This window comes from Kitasatospora sp. NPDC023176 (assembly GCF_055560495.1).
In genome coordinates this window covers 197,358-212,752 of record NZ_JBVHIP010000004.1, presented here as the reverse complement: position 1 = coordinate 212,752, position 15,395 = coordinate 197,358, and the positions used below count along the sequence as shown (strand labels likewise).

14 protein-coding genes are annotated in these 15,395 nt (G+C 73.1%); 9 read left to right on the top strand and 5 right to left on the bottom strand.

Annotated elements, in window-relative coordinates:
* Positions 1-100 precede the first annotated feature (100 nt).
* Positions 101-1,387: an MFS transporter gene (locus tag ACZ3YL_RS08830; RefSeq protein WP_465656320.1), complete on the top strand. Its 1,287-nt coding sequence runs from the start codon at positions 101-103 to the stop codon at positions 1,385-1,387.
* Between the two features lie 51 nt (positions 1,388-1,438).
* Entirely contained in the window at positions 1,439-2,029 is a 591-nt protein-coding gene (locus tag ACZ3YL_RS08825) for an alpha/beta hydrolase (RefSeq protein ID WP_465656318.1), read from the top strand.
* Positions 2,030-2,242: 213 nt separating this feature from the next.
* Here ACZ3YL_RS08825 and ACZ3YL_RS08820 read toward each other — a convergent pair whose 3' ends face one another.
* On the bottom strand, positions 2,243-2,536 hold the full coding sequence (locus ACZ3YL_RS08820) for a type II toxin-antitoxin system Phd/YefM family antitoxin (RefSeq protein ID WP_465656317.1): 294 nt from the start codon (positions 2,534-2,536) through the stop codon (positions 2,243-2,245).
* Between the two features lie 71 nt (positions 2,537-2,607).
* Positions 2,608-3,837: an MFS transporter gene (locus ACZ3YL_RS08815; RefSeq protein ID WP_465656315.1), complete on the bottom strand. Its 1,230-nt coding sequence runs from the start codon at positions 3,835-3,837 to the stop codon at positions 2,608-2,610.
* Positions 3,838-3,912: 75 nt separating this feature from the next.
* Here ACZ3YL_RS08815 and ACZ3YL_RS08810 point away from each other — a divergent pair, with 75 nt between their 5' ends.
* On the top strand, positions 3,913-4,275 hold the full coding sequence (locus tag ACZ3YL_RS08810; RefSeq protein ID WP_465656313.1) for a MerR family transcriptional regulator: 363 nt from the start codon (positions 3,913-3,915) through the stop codon (positions 4,273-4,275).
* 167 nt (positions 4,276-4,442) lie between these two features.
* On the opposite strand, the gene ACZ3YL_RS08805 is transcribed toward ACZ3YL_RS08810, so the two are convergent.
* Positions 4,443-5,906, bottom strand: coding sequence for an MFS transporter (locus tag ACZ3YL_RS08805; RefSeq protein ID WP_465656311.1), 1,464 nt, complete (start codon positions 5,904-5,906; stop codon positions 4,443-4,445).
* A 111-nt stretch (positions 5,907-6,017) separates the two neighbouring features.
* Here ACZ3YL_RS08805 and ACZ3YL_RS08800 point away from each other — a divergent pair, with 111 nt between their 5' ends.
* Positions 6,018-6,896 (top strand): helix-turn-helix transcriptional regulator, encoded by an 879-nt coding sequence (locus tag ACZ3YL_RS08800; RefSeq protein ID WP_188304472.1) that lies wholly within the window; start codon positions 6,018-6,020, stop codon positions 6,894-6,896.
* 122 nt (positions 6,897-7,018) lie between these two features.
* Here ACZ3YL_RS08800 and ACZ3YL_RS08795 read toward each other — a convergent pair whose 3' ends face one another.
* Together ACZ3YL_RS08795 and ACZ3YL_RS08790 are read right to left on the bottom strand one after the other, a co-directional pair.
* Positions 7,019-7,396: a hypothetical protein gene (locus ACZ3YL_RS08795; RefSeq protein WP_188304421.1), complete on the bottom strand. Its 378-nt coding sequence runs from the start codon at positions 7,394-7,396 to the stop codon at positions 7,019-7,021.
* Complete coding sequence (locus tag ACZ3YL_RS08790; RefSeq protein WP_465656309.1) at positions 7,393-7,920, bottom strand: hypothetical protein; 528 nt, start codon at positions 7,918-7,920, stop codon at positions 7,393-7,395. The genes ACZ3YL_RS08795 and ACZ3YL_RS08790 overlap by 4 nt, the downstream gene beginning before the upstream one ends.
* 134 nt (positions 7,921-8,054) lie before the next feature.
* Here ACZ3YL_RS08790 and ACZ3YL_RS08785 point away from each other — a divergent pair, with 134 nt between their 5' ends.
* From ACZ3YL_RS08785 to ppdK, 5 genes are all read left to right on the top strand, one after another.
* Complete coding sequence (locus ACZ3YL_RS08785; protein ID WP_188305248.1) at positions 8,055-9,275, top strand: sensor histidine kinase; 1,221 nt, start codon at positions 8,055-8,057, stop codon at positions 9,273-9,275.
* Complete coding sequence (locus ACZ3YL_RS08780; protein WP_317621101.1) at positions 9,263-9,907, top strand: response regulator transcription factor; 645 nt, start codon at positions 9,263-9,265, stop codon at positions 9,905-9,907. Before ACZ3YL_RS08785 ends, ACZ3YL_RS08780 begins: the two co-directional genes overlap by 13 nt.
* Positions 9,904-10,686 carry a DUF4097 family beta strand repeat-containing protein gene (locus ACZ3YL_RS08775; RefSeq protein ID WP_188305249.1) on the top strand — a complete coding sequence of 261 codons (783 nt, stop codon included), beginning with the start codon at positions 9,904-9,906 and terminating at the stop codon, positions 10,684-10,686. Before ACZ3YL_RS08780 ends, ACZ3YL_RS08775 begins: the two co-directional genes overlap by 4 nt.
* Before the next feature lie 66 nt (positions 10,687-10,752).
* Entirely contained in the window at positions 10,753-11,922 is a 1,170-nt protein-coding gene (gene dusB / locus ACZ3YL_RS08770) for a tRNA dihydrouridine synthase DusB (RefSeq protein ID WP_188305250.1), read from the top strand.
* A gap of 564 nt (positions 11,923-12,486) precedes the next feature.
* A complete protein-coding gene (gene ppdK, locus ACZ3YL_RS08765) occupies positions 12,487-15,195 on the top strand; it encodes a pyruvate, phosphate dikinase (RefSeq protein ID WP_188305251.1) in 2,709 nt (902 codons plus the stop codon).
* Positions 15,196-15,395 lie beyond the last annotated feature (200 nt).

Here is a 15,395-nt window from a genome sequence, read left to right as displayed (position 1 = left end):
TCGCGGTCCACTGCTCCTGGAACTCCCGGCGCAGCCGTGACGGCTCCCAGGGGCGGGCCGCCCGGTCGCTCCGGCGGTGACGTGAAGTAGCTTGGAGCACATGGCAGATGATGGTGCAGGGCGCACCGCGGTGGCCGCTACGCCACCCGCGCGGAGCGCGGTCCCCGCGCTGATGTTCGCGCAGGGCGTCAGCGTGGCGGGCACCCAGGTCACGGCGCTGGCCCTGCCCGCGCTGGCGATCCTGCTCCTGGGCGCCGGACCGTTGGCGGCCTCGCTGCTCTTCGCGCTGGAGTACGGGGCGCAGGGGCTGACCGGGCCGTTCGCGGGGGTGCTGGTGGACCGGGTCGCCTCTCGCCGGCGGCTGCTGGTCGCGGTGGACGTCCTGCAACTGCTGCTCATCGCCACCGTCCCGCTGGCGCACGCCGCCGGCGCGCTGACCCTGGTCCACCTCTACGCGGTCGCGGCGGTCTCCGGGGCGTTGGGCGGGGTGTCCGCCATCGCGGTGCCGACCGTGGTGGCGGACTTCGTGCCCAAGGACGGCCTGGTGGCGGTCAACGCGAAGCTGGCCGGGGCCCGTTCGGTCGGCCAGATCGCCGGCCCCGGGCTGGCGTCCGCCCTGGTGCAGGCGGTGGGGGCGGCGACCGCGATGGTCGCGGACGCGATCAGCTACGGACTGTCCGCACTGGCCATGGGCCTGCTCCGGCCCCGGGGCCGGCTCCGGCTCCGGCGCGGCGAGGGGCCGGAGCGGCCCGCCGCACGCCCCGGCATCGCCGAGTCGCTGCGGGAGGGCATCGGCGTGCTGCGCGACCAGCCGCTGCTGGCCCGGCTCGCCGTCGCCGCGGCCGCGCTCAACCTGGGCGGGGCCGGGCTGGCCGGCCTGTTCGCCTACTTCGCCTACCAGGTCGTGGACTTGGGGCCCGGCGAACTCGGTCTGACCCAGGCCGTCTACAGCATCGCCGCGGTGACCGCCGTGCTCACCGCCCGGCGGGTGATCCGGCGGATCGGCCTGACCAGGGTGATCCCGGTCTTCGGCCCGCTCGCCGCCACCGCGCTGTTCCTGATCCCGCTGGCCTCACTGGGGGCCGCGCTCCCGGTGCTGATCGCCTACCAGGCGGTGTTCGGCTTCTGTGCGACGGTCTGGAGCGTCAGTTGGGTGACCTTGCAGCAACAGCTCTCCCCGCCCGAGCAGTTGGGCCGGGTGCTCGGCCTGTCCCGCTCGATCGGCCAACTCGTCATGCCGGTCGGCGCGTTGTTGGGCGGCACGCTGGCCGGCGCGATCGGCACCACCGGGGCGCTGGCCGTGTTCGCCGCGATCGCCCTGGCGGGCACCCTGGCCGTGGTCACCGCCCGGCCCCGACCGGCGCTGTCCGGGGAGAGCCCGGCGTGACGCGACAGCAGCCCCGCCGGGTAGAGCGGTTCGGGAGGTAGCCTGCGGGTCGTGCCCACTCCCTCCGCGCTGACCCTCCCCACCCGCTTCGACGGCGACCCGGACCGGGTCGCACTGATCGTCCCCGGCGGCGGCTACTCGCCCGCCCGGCCGCTGCTGCACTTCGCCTGCTCGGTGCTGCTGCGGCACGGCTGGACGGTTCGCGAGCTGTGGTGGCAACTCCCGGACTGCTTCCTTGAGTTCACGAAGGAGCAGCAGGTCGCCTGGGTGGAGCGGCAGGTCGGCGAAGCCGTCGACGCCGAGGGCGGCGCCTGCCGACTGCTGGTCGGCAAGTCACTGGCCTCCTTCGCCGCGGGCCTCGCCGCCGACCGCGGACTCGCGGCCGCCTGGCTCACCCCCGTACTGACCCTCGACCACGTGGCCCACGCCCTCCACCGGGCCTCGGCACCGACCCTCCTGGTCGGCGGCGGCGCCGACAAGCTCTGGGACCGCGCCGTCGCCGACTCCACCGGCCACCACGTCCTGGAGCTGCCCGCCGCCGACCACAGCCTCGAACTGCCGGACGACACCCTCGGATCGGTCGACCTCCTGCGGACGGTCATCGCCCGCCTGGACACCTTCCTCGGCGCGCTGGACGACTGAGCGTCGAACGCCGCCGGCCCGGCCACCACCGGTGGCTACCCGGAGGTGGTGCCGGGCTCGGCCTCCAGGGCCGAGCCCGGCGAGGTGATCGGCAGGTCACCAGCGCGCTTGTCGCATGGCCCTCGGAGCCGTGCGAGGAGAGATACGTACGGAGCGCGGCGGATTCGGTCTCCGGGAGCAGGAGCTTGAGGATCGCGCAGGAGTCGAGGTAGATCAACGGTCTTCTTCCTCGCGCATCCTGTGCAGGGCCTCGCTGGCCGACGGGAGCTGGACATCGACCACGGGCGGGACCCAGTCGGCCAGCCCGCGCGCGGTGGCGGCGTTCTCCGGGTCGATGGTGCCGTCGCGTACGAGGTCCTCCAGTACCCGCTGCTCGGGGTCGGGTGGCGGCAGTACGGCGATCAGGCGCCCATTGCGGGTGATCTCGACGCGCTCGCCGACCGCGACCCGGTCGATAAGTTCGCTGGCGTGCTGCTGGAGCTGCCGGATGGGAACTCCGGCTGTCATACGACTCACGGTAGGGCCGGTCGTGCGGCGGTGGTGGTGAGCAGCGTGCGTCGACTTCACTCTGACGAGCGTCACCGCCGCCCCGGGAAGCCGTGCCGGCGGGCCGCCACCGTGACCGCCAGGGCGATGCCCAGCAGAGCCAGTGCCGACCAGGGCAGGGCCTGCGGCCCGGCGTGGTCGAGGAGGAGCCCGCCGGCGGATGCGGCGGCGGCGATGCCGAGGTTCCAGCAGGTGACCAGCAGGGACTGGGCGAGGTCGGCCGCGGTGTCGGCGGCGTCGGCGACGGCGGTCTGCAGCAGGGTGGCGACGCCGCCGAAGCCGAGGCCCCAGATCGTGGCCGCGGCGTAGACCGGCCAGGACGCCGTGCCGAGCAGGGCGGCGGCGAGGGTCAGCGCCGCGGCGGCGACGAGGACGCAGGCGGTGAGCGTGAGGGTGCGCAGGTGCCGGTCGATCAGGGCCCCGGTGGCGGCGATGCTCACCAGTGAGGCCAGGCCGAGGACGAGCAGGACGGTGTCGGCCCGTCCGCCCAGGTGCAGTGGTTCGAGCAGCGCCGCGACGTAGGTGTAGAGGATGTTGTGGGCGAGGACGACGGCCGCGGTGACGGCCAGGACGGCGCCGACGCCCGGGATCCGCAGCACCTGCCGGAGCGGTAGCCGGTCCTGTCCGGCCTGGCCGGGGGCCGGCGGGACAACCGCGGCGATCCATCCGACCAGGGCGAGCGCGATGACGCTCATCAGCCCGAAGGCGACCCGCCACCCGGCGGCCCCGGCGAGCAGGGTGCCGGCCGGCACCCCCACCGACAGGGCGACCGTGGCGCCGCTCATCGCCACCGCCATGGCCCGTCCGCGCTGTTCGGGTGCGACGATGCCGCGGGCGTACCCGGCCAGCAGCGCCCAGAGCATTCCGGCGACCAGGCCGGCCGCGAACCGCGCGGCCATGGTGAGCGGGTAGTTCCCGGAGACGGCGGTCACCGCGTTGGCGAGGGTGAAGCCGCCGACGGCGAGGAGCAGCAGCTGTTTGCGCGGCCGGCGGGCGGTGGCGGCGGTCAGCGGGATGGCGGCCACGATGGAGCCGACCGCGTAGAGGGTGACGGACTGCCCGGCGCCGGACTGGCTGACGCCGAGGTCGGCGCTCATGGCGGGCAGGACGCCGGCGGGCAGGGCCTCGGTCATCAGGGTGACGAACCCGCCGGTGCTCAGGGCCAGCAGCGCGGACCAGGGCAGCCGGGCCGGGGGCGCGCCCCGGGCGGCGGTCGGGGCCGTCATCGGGGACGCGGGGGACGGGAGTTGATTCGTCGGCATGGGCCGATCGTCTATCGTTGACATCCATGTCAAGGTCCAGCCGGGGCGGCCCGGCCCGGACGTGAGGGTGGTCACATGCGGATCGGCGAACTGGCCCGGCGGACGGAGACGGCTCCGCGACTGCTGCGCTACTACGAGCAGCAGGGCCTGATCTCCCCGCGCCGCGAGGCGAACGGCTACCGCGACTACGACGACCGTCTGGTGGACCGGGTGCTCCAGATCCGCGGGCTGCTGGACGCGGGGCTGCCGACCCGGATCATCAAGCAGATCCTGCCCTGCCTGGACGCCCCGCGGACGATCCACTTCGCCGACGCCACCCCGGAGATGCTCGACACCCTGGAGGGCGAGACGGAGCGGATGACCCGCCGGATCCAGTGCCTGACCCGCAACCGGGACGCCATCGTCGAGTACCTGGCCGTGGTCAAGCAGCTCGCCTGACGCGGCGGTCGGGCCGAAAGACCTGACGCACCGGTCGGGCCGAGAAGACCTGACTCGCCGGTCGGGTCGAGAAGAGTCGAAAAGAGGGGACGACGACGGCCCCGCGACCGGAGGGACCGGTCGCGGGGCCGTCGCGTCGTCGCCCTGGGCCCACAGGCCCGGGTGGCTCAGCCGATGGAGCGGGGCAGGCGGGTGGTCAGGTACAGCACGGTGAAGGAGCCCAGCAGCTGGATGCCGAGGCAGATGGCGAGCGCGCGGCCCATGCCGAGGCTGGGGGAGAGGGACAGGTAGAGGGTGCCGAGGGTGGCGACGCCGAGGGCGAGGCTGGACTGCTGGCCGGTGGCGAGGACGCCGCTGCCGACGCCGGCCCGGTCGGCGGGCACCTTGGCGAGGACGACCCGGAACAGTGGGGTGCCGATCAGGCCCTGTCCGATGCCCGCGAGGGCGACGCCGGGGGCCATCCGCAGCGGGGAGAAGTGGTCGGCGTCGGCGAGGACGGTGAGCGCGATGGTGGCGAGGCCGAGGGCCTGGATGACGGCGCCGGCGCTGAGCACCCGGCTGCCCCAGCGGCCGATCAGCCGCGGGCCGGAGAGCGAGGCGGTGAAGAAGCCGACGGCCATCGGGACGAGTGCCCAGCCGGCCGCGACCACGCCGAGCCGCAGGCCCTGCTGGAGGGCGACGGCGATGACGAACATGAACCCGCCGAAGCCGGCGAAGTAGGGCAGTGCGATGCCGAGGCCGCGCCGCATCTCGGGGATCCGCAGCAGGGACGGCGGCACCAGCGGGGTGGCTCCGCGCTGCTCGGCGCGCCGCTCGACCAGGGCGAAGGTGACGGCGAACACCGGGAAGAGGGCGAGCAGCACCCAGGACCAGAGCGGCCAGCCGGCCGCGCGGCCCTCCATCAGCGGGATGAGCAGCGAGAGCAGGGTGGCGGTGAGCAGGGCGGTGCCGGGCACGTCGACCGCGGCGGCCCGGGTGGCCCGGCTCTCCGGCACGTACCGGACGGCGAGGACCACGGCGAGCAGCGCGAACGGGACGTTCAGCAGGAAGACCGAGCGCCAGCCGGTGCCGAACAGGTCGGCGGCGACCAGCATCCCGCCGAGCACCTGACCGATCACCACGGAGATGCCGCCGACCGCGCCGTAGACGCTGAGGGCGCGGCCGCGCCGGGCGCCGTCGGTGGCGGCGGTGATGGTGCCGAGCACCTGGGGGATGAGCAGGGCGGACGAGGCGCCCTGGGCGGCCCGGGCGGCGACCAGGGACCACGCGTCGGGCGCGAGTCCGCAGGCCAGCGAGGTGAGGGCGAAGGCGGCGGCGCCGGCGACGAAGAGCCGGCGGCGGCCAAAGATGTCGCCGAGCCGTCCGCCGAGGACGAGCAGGACGGCGAAGGCGATGCCGTAGCCGGCCGCGACGAGTTCCAGGACGGCCGGTCCGGCGGCCAGGTCCTCGTCGATGCTGGGCAGGGCGACGTTGACGATGAAGAAGTCCAGCATCGGCAGGAAGGCCCCGAGCAGGACGGTGACCAGCCCGGCGGTGCCGAGCGAGGGGGAGGAGGACGGGGAGGCGGAGGGGGAGTGCGGAGCGGGGGCGGTCCGTACCGGGGCCGGGGCGACGGCGAGTCGTTGAGTCACGGGTCATACGATCCGCCGCCTCGTACCCTGGTACCAGAGTGTGGTTATCCAGGTATAAGAAGTACCTGGCAACAGGCTCCGGCGTGCCGCATGCTGGGGAGCATGAGCCTGATGACCCCGGCCGCGCAAGCCCGTCCCGGTTCCGCCGGGCCGCACCGCGGCACTCCTGACGAGGCCCGCCGGCACGACCTGGCGGCGTTCCTGCGCAGCCGTCGCGAGCGCATCGCGCCCGAGCAGATGGGCCTGCCGATGACCGGGCGCCGCCGCACCCCGGGGCTGCGCCGGGAGGAGGTGGCGCAGCTGGCCGCCGTCGGGGTGACCTGGTACACGTGGCTGGAGCAGGGGCGGGACATCCAGGTGTCCGTGCAGGTGCTGGACGCGGTGGCCCGGGCGCTGCTGCTGGACCCGAGCGAGCGGGCGCACCTGTTCACCCTGGCCGGCGCGGACGATCCGGCGCCGGTGACGGAGTGCCCCTCGGTGACCCCGAGCGTGCGCCTGGTGCTGGAGCAGATGGCGCCGTACCCGGCTGCGCTGGTCAACTCCCGCTACGACATCCTGGCGCACAACGTGCCGTACACCGCCATCGTCGGCGACCTGGGTGAACTGCCGCTGGAGGAGCGGAACCTGATGTGGCTGGCGTTCACCCCCTCGCGCTTCCGCGAGGTGCTGATCGACTACCGGACGGAACGCCTCGGCATGGTGGCCCGGTTCCGCGCCGCGATGGCCGAGCACTCCGCCGAGCCGGCCTGGAAGGCGCTGCTGGCGCGGCTGCTCAAGGCCTCGCCGGACTTCGAGGAGGAGTGGCAGCGGCACGAGGTGATGCGGCCGGGCAACGGGATCAAGCGCTTCCAGGTGCCGGGCGTGGGCCTGCTGCGCTGCGAGTACACCAACTTCTGGCTGAGCCCCAGGCTCGGGACGCGGATGATCAGCTACACCCCGCTGGACGAGGAGACCCGCGTCCTGATGGGCAAACTGCCCGCCCGGCAGTGACCCGCCCGGCAGTGACCCGCCCGGCAGTGACGGCTCGGCAGTGACCACTCAGTGACGGCCCGGCAGTGACCGCCCAGCGGTGACTGCCCGGCAGTGGCGGCTCGGCAGTGACCCGCTCAGCCTCAGCCGCGTATCGACTCCCGCCCGAGCAGCAGGCACACGCCCGCCAGCGGCAGTTCGACGCAGCACGCCATCATCAGCGCCGCCGTCACCGCGTGCCCCGGTCCGGCGCAGGCGATGTCGGCCAGCGCGTCGCCGGCCAGCAGCAGGGCCGCCGCCCCGCCCAGCCAGGGGGCGGCGGCACTGTGCCGGCGCAGCAGGGTGTCCAGCGAGAGCAGGGTGGCGAACTCCACGAGGTCCAGCACCACCCACGGGGTCTCGTGGTTGACGGCCAGCACCATCAGCCAGGGCAGCAGCCCGAGGGCGGCCAGCCGGGGCAGCTTCCGGAACCGCTCCGGCAGGGCGTACCCGGGAGCGCCCGCGACGACGGCGATGCTCATGCGCCGACCCCCTCCCGCACCCGCTGCAGGGTCAGCCGCTCGGCCGGCCCGCCCGCCGGGTGCTCGACCAGCACGGTGTCGTACGGCCCCTGGGCGAGGGCGAGCCAGAACGACCCGGCGACCGTGACCACCTCGGCGACGGCCGCCGCCCGGACGGTGCGGAACAGCCGCCGTCCGCCGGTGAACACCACCGAGGGTGCCCTACCGTCGGCCGGCAGCCGCCCCCAGGCGAGCACGTGCGAGCCCCGCCCGGCGGCGGGGCTGCGCCGGGCGCCGCGCACCAGCTGCGGCGCGAGCCGGGCGGCGACCAGGACGTCGGCCAGCTCGCCGTGCTGGTACAGCTCCAGCGCGGCCCGGCCGCGGCCGGTGCCGACGCTGCGGACCGACCAGGGCCCGGCCCCGGCGGGCAGCGTCCCCTCCGGCCCCGGCGCCGGGTGGAGCGCGTCCCCGGGAGCACCCCCGTGGTCCCCGGGGACGGGCCGCCCGTGCGGCGGGGTGGCGGAGTGCGATGCGGTGCTCGTCATGACCCCTAGCCTTCCGTCGCCGGGGGCTGTTGTCGGTGGTGCCGCACACCGAATCGGGGGTGTATCTAGCTACACCCCCAGTGGGCACCCCCCTTCATGGTGGTCGTTGATCACCGGGCCCTACGCTGTCCGGCATGTCCTCCACCACGTTGCGCCGAGCGCTCGTCAGGAGCCTCCGGCGGCCACCGTGGTCGGCCGGGGCCTGGCGGGACACCCGCTTCATAGCCGCCGGAATTCCCCTGGCCGCGCCGGTCTGGCTGGCCGTGACCGATTCCACCCTGCTCTTCCCGGTCCTCGCGGTCCTGCTGCTCTGCACGCGCTGGCTCACCGGCGTCCAGCGCGGACGGCTGCGCGCCCTGTGCGGGGTGGAGGTGCCGCCTCCCGGCGGGTCCGCGACCCTGCGGCTGGGCCGGCTGCGGTTCGGTCTGGCCTGGCGTCAGATCGCCTACCACCTGCTGGTCGGCCCGGTCCTGGCGGTCGGCGCGCTGGCCGCCGTCTACCTCTGGGGCGTCGCCCTGGTGCTGACCACCCTGTACGCCTGGGTCTGGCTGCTGCCGCGCGAGGTGGGGCTGCGCACCGAGCTGGCCGGCCTGGACGTGCTGCTGACGGTGATCGGCGTGCTGGTGCTGGCGGTGACGCCCTGGCTGACGACGCTGACCGCCTGGCTGGAGGTGCGGGCGGCGCGGCTGCTGCTCGGTCCGAACCGGGCGGAGCAGCTGGAGCAGCGGGTCGAGGAGATCGCCGAGTCCCGGGCCGGCCTGGTGGACGCGGTGGACGCCGAGCGCCGTCGGATCGAGCGGGACCTGCACGACGGCGCCCAGCAGCGGCTCACCTCCCTGGCGATGAACCTGGGTCTGGCCCGGCGCACCCTCAAGGACTGCCCGCCCGACGCCATGCAGGTGATCGTCGCCGCGCACGAGGAGGCCCAGGCGGCCATCGACGAGCTGCGCGACCTGGTCCGCGGGCTGCATCCGGCGGTCCTGGAGGACCGCGGTCTGGACGCGGCGCTGTCCGGCATCGCGGCCCGGGCCCCGCTGCCGGTGCGCCTGGACGTCGACCTGTCCGACCGGATCGCCCCGACCGTCGAGGCGGTCGCCTACTTCACCGTCTCCGAGGCGCTCACCAACGTGGCCAAGCACGCCCGGGCCCAGCAGGTCGACGTCTCGGTGCGGACGGCCGGCGGCCTGCTGCGCCTGGTCATCAGCGACGACGGCGTGGGCGGCGCGGACCCTTCGCGCGGCACCGGGCTCACCGGTCTGCGCAAGCGCGCGGCCTCGGTCGACGGCACGCTGTCCGTTCTCAGCCCCCTCGGGGGGCCCACCACCATCACCGTGGAGTTGCCGTGCGTGCTGTGATCGCCGAGGACTCGGTCCTGCTGAGGGTCGGCCTGGTCAAGGTCCTGGAGGCGGTGGGCTTCGAGGTGGCGGCGGCCGTCGGGGACGCCGTCGAGCTGCTGGCCGCCGTCGAGGAGCACCGCCCGGGGGTGGTCGTCGCCGACGTCCGGATGCCCCCGGGCTTCCACGACGAGGGGGTGAAGGCCGCGATGGTGATCCGGCAGCAGTGGCCGGACACCGCGGTGCTGCTGCTCTCCCAGTTCGTGGAGGAGCGCTACGCCGCGGACCTGCTGTCGACCAACACCAGCGGGGTCGGCTACCTGCTGAAGCAGCGGGTGGCCAATGTGGACGACTTCGTGGACGCGCTGCAGCGGGTGGCCGAGGGCGGCACCGCGCTGGACCCGGAGGTGGTGGCCCAGCTGCTGGTGCGCCGTCACCGGGATCCGCTGGAGAAGCTGACCCCGCGCGAGCGGGACGTGCTCTCGCTGATGGCGGAGGGCCGGTCCAACGCGGCGATCGCGGCCTCGCTGGTGGTCAGCGACAGCGCGGTGGCCAAGCACATCAACTCGATCTTCACCAAGCTGGACCTCCCGCCGGCCGACGACAGCCACCGCCGGGTGATGGCGGTGCTGCGCTTCCTGGAGATCACGTGAGCGCGCGGGCCACCAGGGCGTGGCGGCTCACCGGGGTCCTCACCGTGGTGTTCGTGGTGGTCATGGGAGCGGCGCAGACCCTGGCCCTGGCGGCCCGGCAGTCGCGCAGCGAGCAGCAGACCTACGTCGCCTCCGTCCACCGGCTGCAGCTCGCCACGAGCAGCGCGTCGGTGCGGATCAAGCCGGGGGTGGCGGACCGGGTCGTGGTGCGCAAGAGCCTCGACTGGACGGTCTCCGAGCCGCGGGTGAGCGCCGACGTGGTCGGCGACACGATGACCGTCGGCGTGGCGTGCCGGCGCTCGCTGCCCTTCTACAACTGCGGTGCCTCGATCGAGCTGGAGGTGCCGCCCGGCACCGCGGTGTCCGGTTCGGTGACCTCGGGCTCGGTCGAGGTGACGGACCTCAGCGGTGAGGTCCAGCTGGACGGCACCTCCGGCGCGATCACCCTGCGCCGGCTGTCCGGCCCGGTCCGCGCGCGCACCACGTCCGGGATGACGCAGGGGACGGACCTCTCCTCGGCCCGGGCGGACGTGGCCAGCACCTCCGGGGCGGTGGACCTGACCTTCCGGTCGGCGCCGCAGGACGTCAGGGTGAGCACCGGGTCCGGCTCGGTGACGATGTCGATGCCGAAGGGGAGCCGCTACCGGATCAACGGCGGGACGGGCTCGGGCAGCAGCAGCATCGACCCGGCCCTGGGCGACGCGGCCAGCTCCAGCACCCTGGAGGCGGACGTCGGCTCCGGTTCGTTGGACATCGGCTACCGCTCCGACGGGCGGTAGGCCGGGCGGGTGATCCGGGTGGGGGACAATGGAGAGTCCCGTCCCCCTATCCGAGGTCAGCCGCGCATGACAGCCACGCCCGCACCCACCGCGTCCGAGACCGAGTTCGCGGCGCTGGACATCGGCCCGATCCGGGTCTGGCCGCCCGTCGTGCTGGCGCCGATGGCCGGGATCACCAACGCCCCGTTCCGCACCCTGTGCCGCGAGCAGAGCGGCGGCAAGGGCCTGTACGTCTCGGAGATGATCACCACCCGGGCGCTGGTCGAGCGCAACGCCAAGACCATGCAGCTGATCAAGTTCGACCCGAGCGAGAAGCCGCGCTCGATCCAGCTGTACGGGGTGGACCCGGTGACCGTCGGCAAGGCGGCCCGGATGATCGCGGACGAGGGCCTGGCCGACCACATCGACCTCAACTTCGGCTGCCCCGTCCCCAAGGTGACCCGCAAGGGCGGCGGCTCGGCGCTGCCGTACAAGCGCAACCTGCTGCGGGAGATCCTGCGCGAGGCCGTGGCCAACGCCGGGGACCTGCCGGTGACCATGAAGATGCGCAAGGGCATCGACGACGACCACCTCACCTTCCTGGACGCCGGCCGGATCGGCGCCGAGGAGGGCGTGGCCGCGATCGCCCTGCACGGGCGCACCGCCGCCCAGCACTACGGCGGGACGGCCGACTGGTCGGCGATCGCCCGGCTGCGCGAGTCCGTCCCGGCGCACGTGCCGGTGCTGGGCAACGGGGACATCTGGTCGGCCGACGACGCGCTGCGGATGATGCGCGAGACCGGCTGCGACGGCGTCGTGGTGGGCCGCGGCTGCCTGGGCCGGCCGTGGCTGTTCCGGGACCTGGTCTCGATCTTCGAGGGCGAGGTCGACTACGCCCGCCCGGACTTCGGCTACGTGGCCCGGGCGATGGTGCGCCACGCCCAGCTGCTCGGAGAGTGGCTGGGGGACGAGGCGCGCGGCGTGGTCGACTTCCGCAAGCACGTCGCCTGGTACACCAAGGGCTTCTCGGTCGGCTCCGAGCTGCGGGTGAGGCTCGCGAACTCCTCCTCGCTGGCCGGGCTGGCCGAAACCCTCGCCCAGGTGGAGCAGACCCAGACCTGGCCGATCGGCGCGGACGGCCCGCGCGGGCGCACCAGCGGCAACGGCCGGGTGGTCCTGCCGGAGGGCTGGTTGGACGATCCGTATGACTGCGCCCGACCGGGCGAGGACGCCGAATCGGACACCTCCGGCGGATGATCTAGCCGATCCGTCGAAGTCGGCCCCTCCGGCCCGCTGGCCGCCCGGTCCCAGCCCTCTTGTCCATTCTGGACAGGAGGGCTCCTTTTCGGCGTCCGAACATCACGGAACGAGCGCGTTCCTGGACGGAGTGCGACGATTGGCGCAGGCGTCCTACGTTCGAGCCGCGAGACGGGCTGGTGACGCTTGCCACACGCGGTGGCGACTGACGCCCGGTCAGTGGACGAAATGGACAGGTCGACCGTGGATCGCTTCCCGAAGCCGGTTCGACGCCGATCGGCCGATCCGGGTGCAGGAAATCAAGCCGGGGCAACGCGACCGACGCACGGCCGCTACCCAGCGTCCGAATCGAGCGATCTTCCGGTTTCGCTGTGTTCAAGAGTTGAATGCAAGCTCGCGTCAGGGGGACGATTTCGCCAACAGAGGTGAACGCCTTTATGCGCATTCGATCTAGCGGGTTACCCCTCGGTACCGGCCTCGTGTGGCCTATTCAGGGCAGAGAAGTGCCTTCGAAATGGGTATGTTCTCCGGCGTCAGGGCAACCGCGTACGAGGAGACCGACCCGTGCCGTCCCAGCAGAAGTTTGTTTACTCCTTCACCGAAGGAAACAAGGACCTCAAGGACCTTCTCGGCGGCAAGGGCGCGAACCTGGCCGAGATGACCAACCTGGGCCTTCCCGTCCCTCCGGGGTTCACCATCACCACCGAGGCCTGCAAGGTCTTTCTGGAGACCGGTAGCGAGCCCTCCTCGCTGCACGAGGAGATCAGCGCCCACCTGGACGCGCTCGAGCAGGAGATGGGCAAGAAGCTCGGCCAGGCCGACAACCCGCTCCTGGTCTCCGTCCGTTCCGGCGCCAAGTTCTCCATGCCCGGCATGATGGACACCGTCCTGAACATCGGCCTCTCCGACGCCTCGGTGGTCGGCCTCGTCGCCCAGTCCGGCAACGAGCGCTTCGCCTGGGACTCCTACCGCCGCCTGGTCCAGATGTTCGGCAAGACCGTGCTGGGCGTCGACGGCGAGCTGTTCGAGGAGGCCCTGGACGAGGCCAAGCACGCCAAGGGCACCGCCAACGACCTGGACCTGGACGCCTCCGACCTCCGGGACCTCGTCGAGGTGTTCAAGGGCATCGTCGAGCGCGAGACCGGCCGGGCCTTCCCGCAGGACCCGCGCGAGCAGATGGACCTCGCCGTCCACGCCGTCTTCCACTCCTGGAACGGCGACCGCGCCCGGCTGTACCGCCGCCAGGAGCGCATCCCGAACGACCTGGGCACCGCGGTCAACGTCTGCACCATGGTCTTCGGCAACCTCGGCGAGGACTCCGGCACCGGCGTCGCCTTCACCCGCGACCCCTCCACCGGCGCCCAGGGCGTCTACGGCGACTACCTGTCCAACGCCCAGGGCGAGGACGTCGTCGCCGGCATCCGCAACACGCTGCAGCTGTCCGAGCTGGAGAAGCTCGACAAGAAGTCGTACGACGAGCTGATGGCGATCATGCAGAAGCTCGAGAACCACTACCGCGACCTCTGCGACATCGAGTTCACCATCGAGCGCGGCAAGCTCTGGATGCTGCAGACCCGGGTCGGCAAGCGCACCGCCGCTGCCGCCTTCCGGATCGCCGTCCAGCTGGTCGACCAGGGCCTGATCGACCTGGACGAGGCCCTGATGCGCGTCACCGGCGGCCAGCTGGCGCAGCTGATGTTCCCGCGCTTCGCCCCGACCGCCGAGTCCAAGCAGATCGCCTGGGGCCTGGCCGCCTCGCCCGGCGCCGCGATCGGCAAGGTCGTCTTCGACTCCTACACCGCCGTCAAGTGGTCCCGCTCCGGCGAGAAGGTCATCCTGGTCCGCCGCGAGACCAACCCGGACGACCTGGACGGCATGATCGCCGCCGAGGGCATCCTCACCTCGCGCGGCGGCAAGACCTCGCACGCCGCCGTCGTCGCCCGCGGCATGGGCAAGACCTGTGTCTGCGGCGCCGAGGAGCTGGAGGTCGACACCAAGGCCCGCAAGTTCACCACCGCCGACGGCCTGGTGCTCCACGAGGGCGACCTGGTCTCCATCGACGGTGCCTCCGGCAAGGTGTACCTCGGCGAGGTGCCCGTCCTGCCGTCCCCCGTGGTCGAGTACTTCGAGGGCACCCTGCACGCCGGCGCCGACGTCCAGGGCGGGCTGGTCCAGGCCGTCCACCGGCTGATGTCGCACGCCGACGGCCGCCGCCGGCTCGCCGTGCGCGCCAACGCCGACAACGCCGAGGACGGCTCGCGCGCCCGCCGCTACGGCGCCCAGGGCATCGGTCTGTGCCGCACCGAGCACATGTTCCTCGGTGAGGAGCGCCGCAAGGAGGTCGAGCACCTGATCCTCGCGGACAACGACAAGGACCGCGAGCTCGCCCTCTCCACCCTGCTGCCGCTGCAGAAGGGCGACTTCCTGGAGCTCTTCCAGGCGATGGACGGGCTGCCCGTCACCGTCCGCCTGCTCGACCCGCCGCTGCACGAGTTCCTGCCCGACATCACCGAGCTGTCGGTGCGCGTCGCCCTCGCCGAGGCCCGCAAGGACCCGAACGAGAACGACCTGCGCCTGCTCCAGGCGGTGCACAAGCTGCACGAGCAGAACCCGATGCTCGGCCTGCGCGGCGTACGCCTCGGCCTGGTCATCCCCGGCCTGTTCGGCATGCAGGTCCGGGCGATCGCCGAGGCCGCCGCCGAGCGCAGGCTGGCCGGCGGGGACCCGCGCCCCGAGGTGATGATCCCGCTGGTCGGTACCGTCCAGGAGCTGGAGCTGGTCCGCGACGAGTGCGAGCGGGTGCTCGCCGAGGTCGCCCAGTCCACCGGTGTCACGCTGGACATCAAGCTCGGCACCATGATCGAGCTGCCGCGCGCCGCCGTGACCGCCGGTCAGATCGCCGAGGCCGCCGAGTTCTTCTCCTTCGGCACCAACGACCTGACCCAGACGGTCTGGGGCTTCTCCCGGGACGACGTGGAGGCCTCGTTCTTCACCGCCTACCTGGAGAAGGGCATCTTCGGGGTCTCCCCGTTCGAGACCATCGACCGCGACGGCGTCGGCTCGCTCGTCAAGCACGCCGTCGAGGCCGGCCGGGCCACCCGCCCCGACCTCAAGCTCGGCGTCTGCGGCGAGCACGGCGGCGACCCGGAGTCGGTCCACTTCTTCCACGAGGTGGGGCTGGACTACGTCTCCTGCTCCCCCTTCCGGATCCCGGTGGCGCGCCTGGAGGCAGGCCGCGCCGCCATCGAGACGGCGGGCAGCGACTCGCGCTGAGAGGGTAGGCATCCCCTACTCACGCGCGGGTACGACTGACCGCTCACCCTCCCGTCGGGAGGGCGTACACCGGAGCTCGGCGCAGGAGAACCGGCGTACGTGACACGGCCGGGGGGGGACGGACAAAGCCCGACCGTCCCGCCCCGCCCGACGCGCCGGTGGTGTGCGGGAAGTTTGTGGAATGGCGAGCCGGGCGCCGC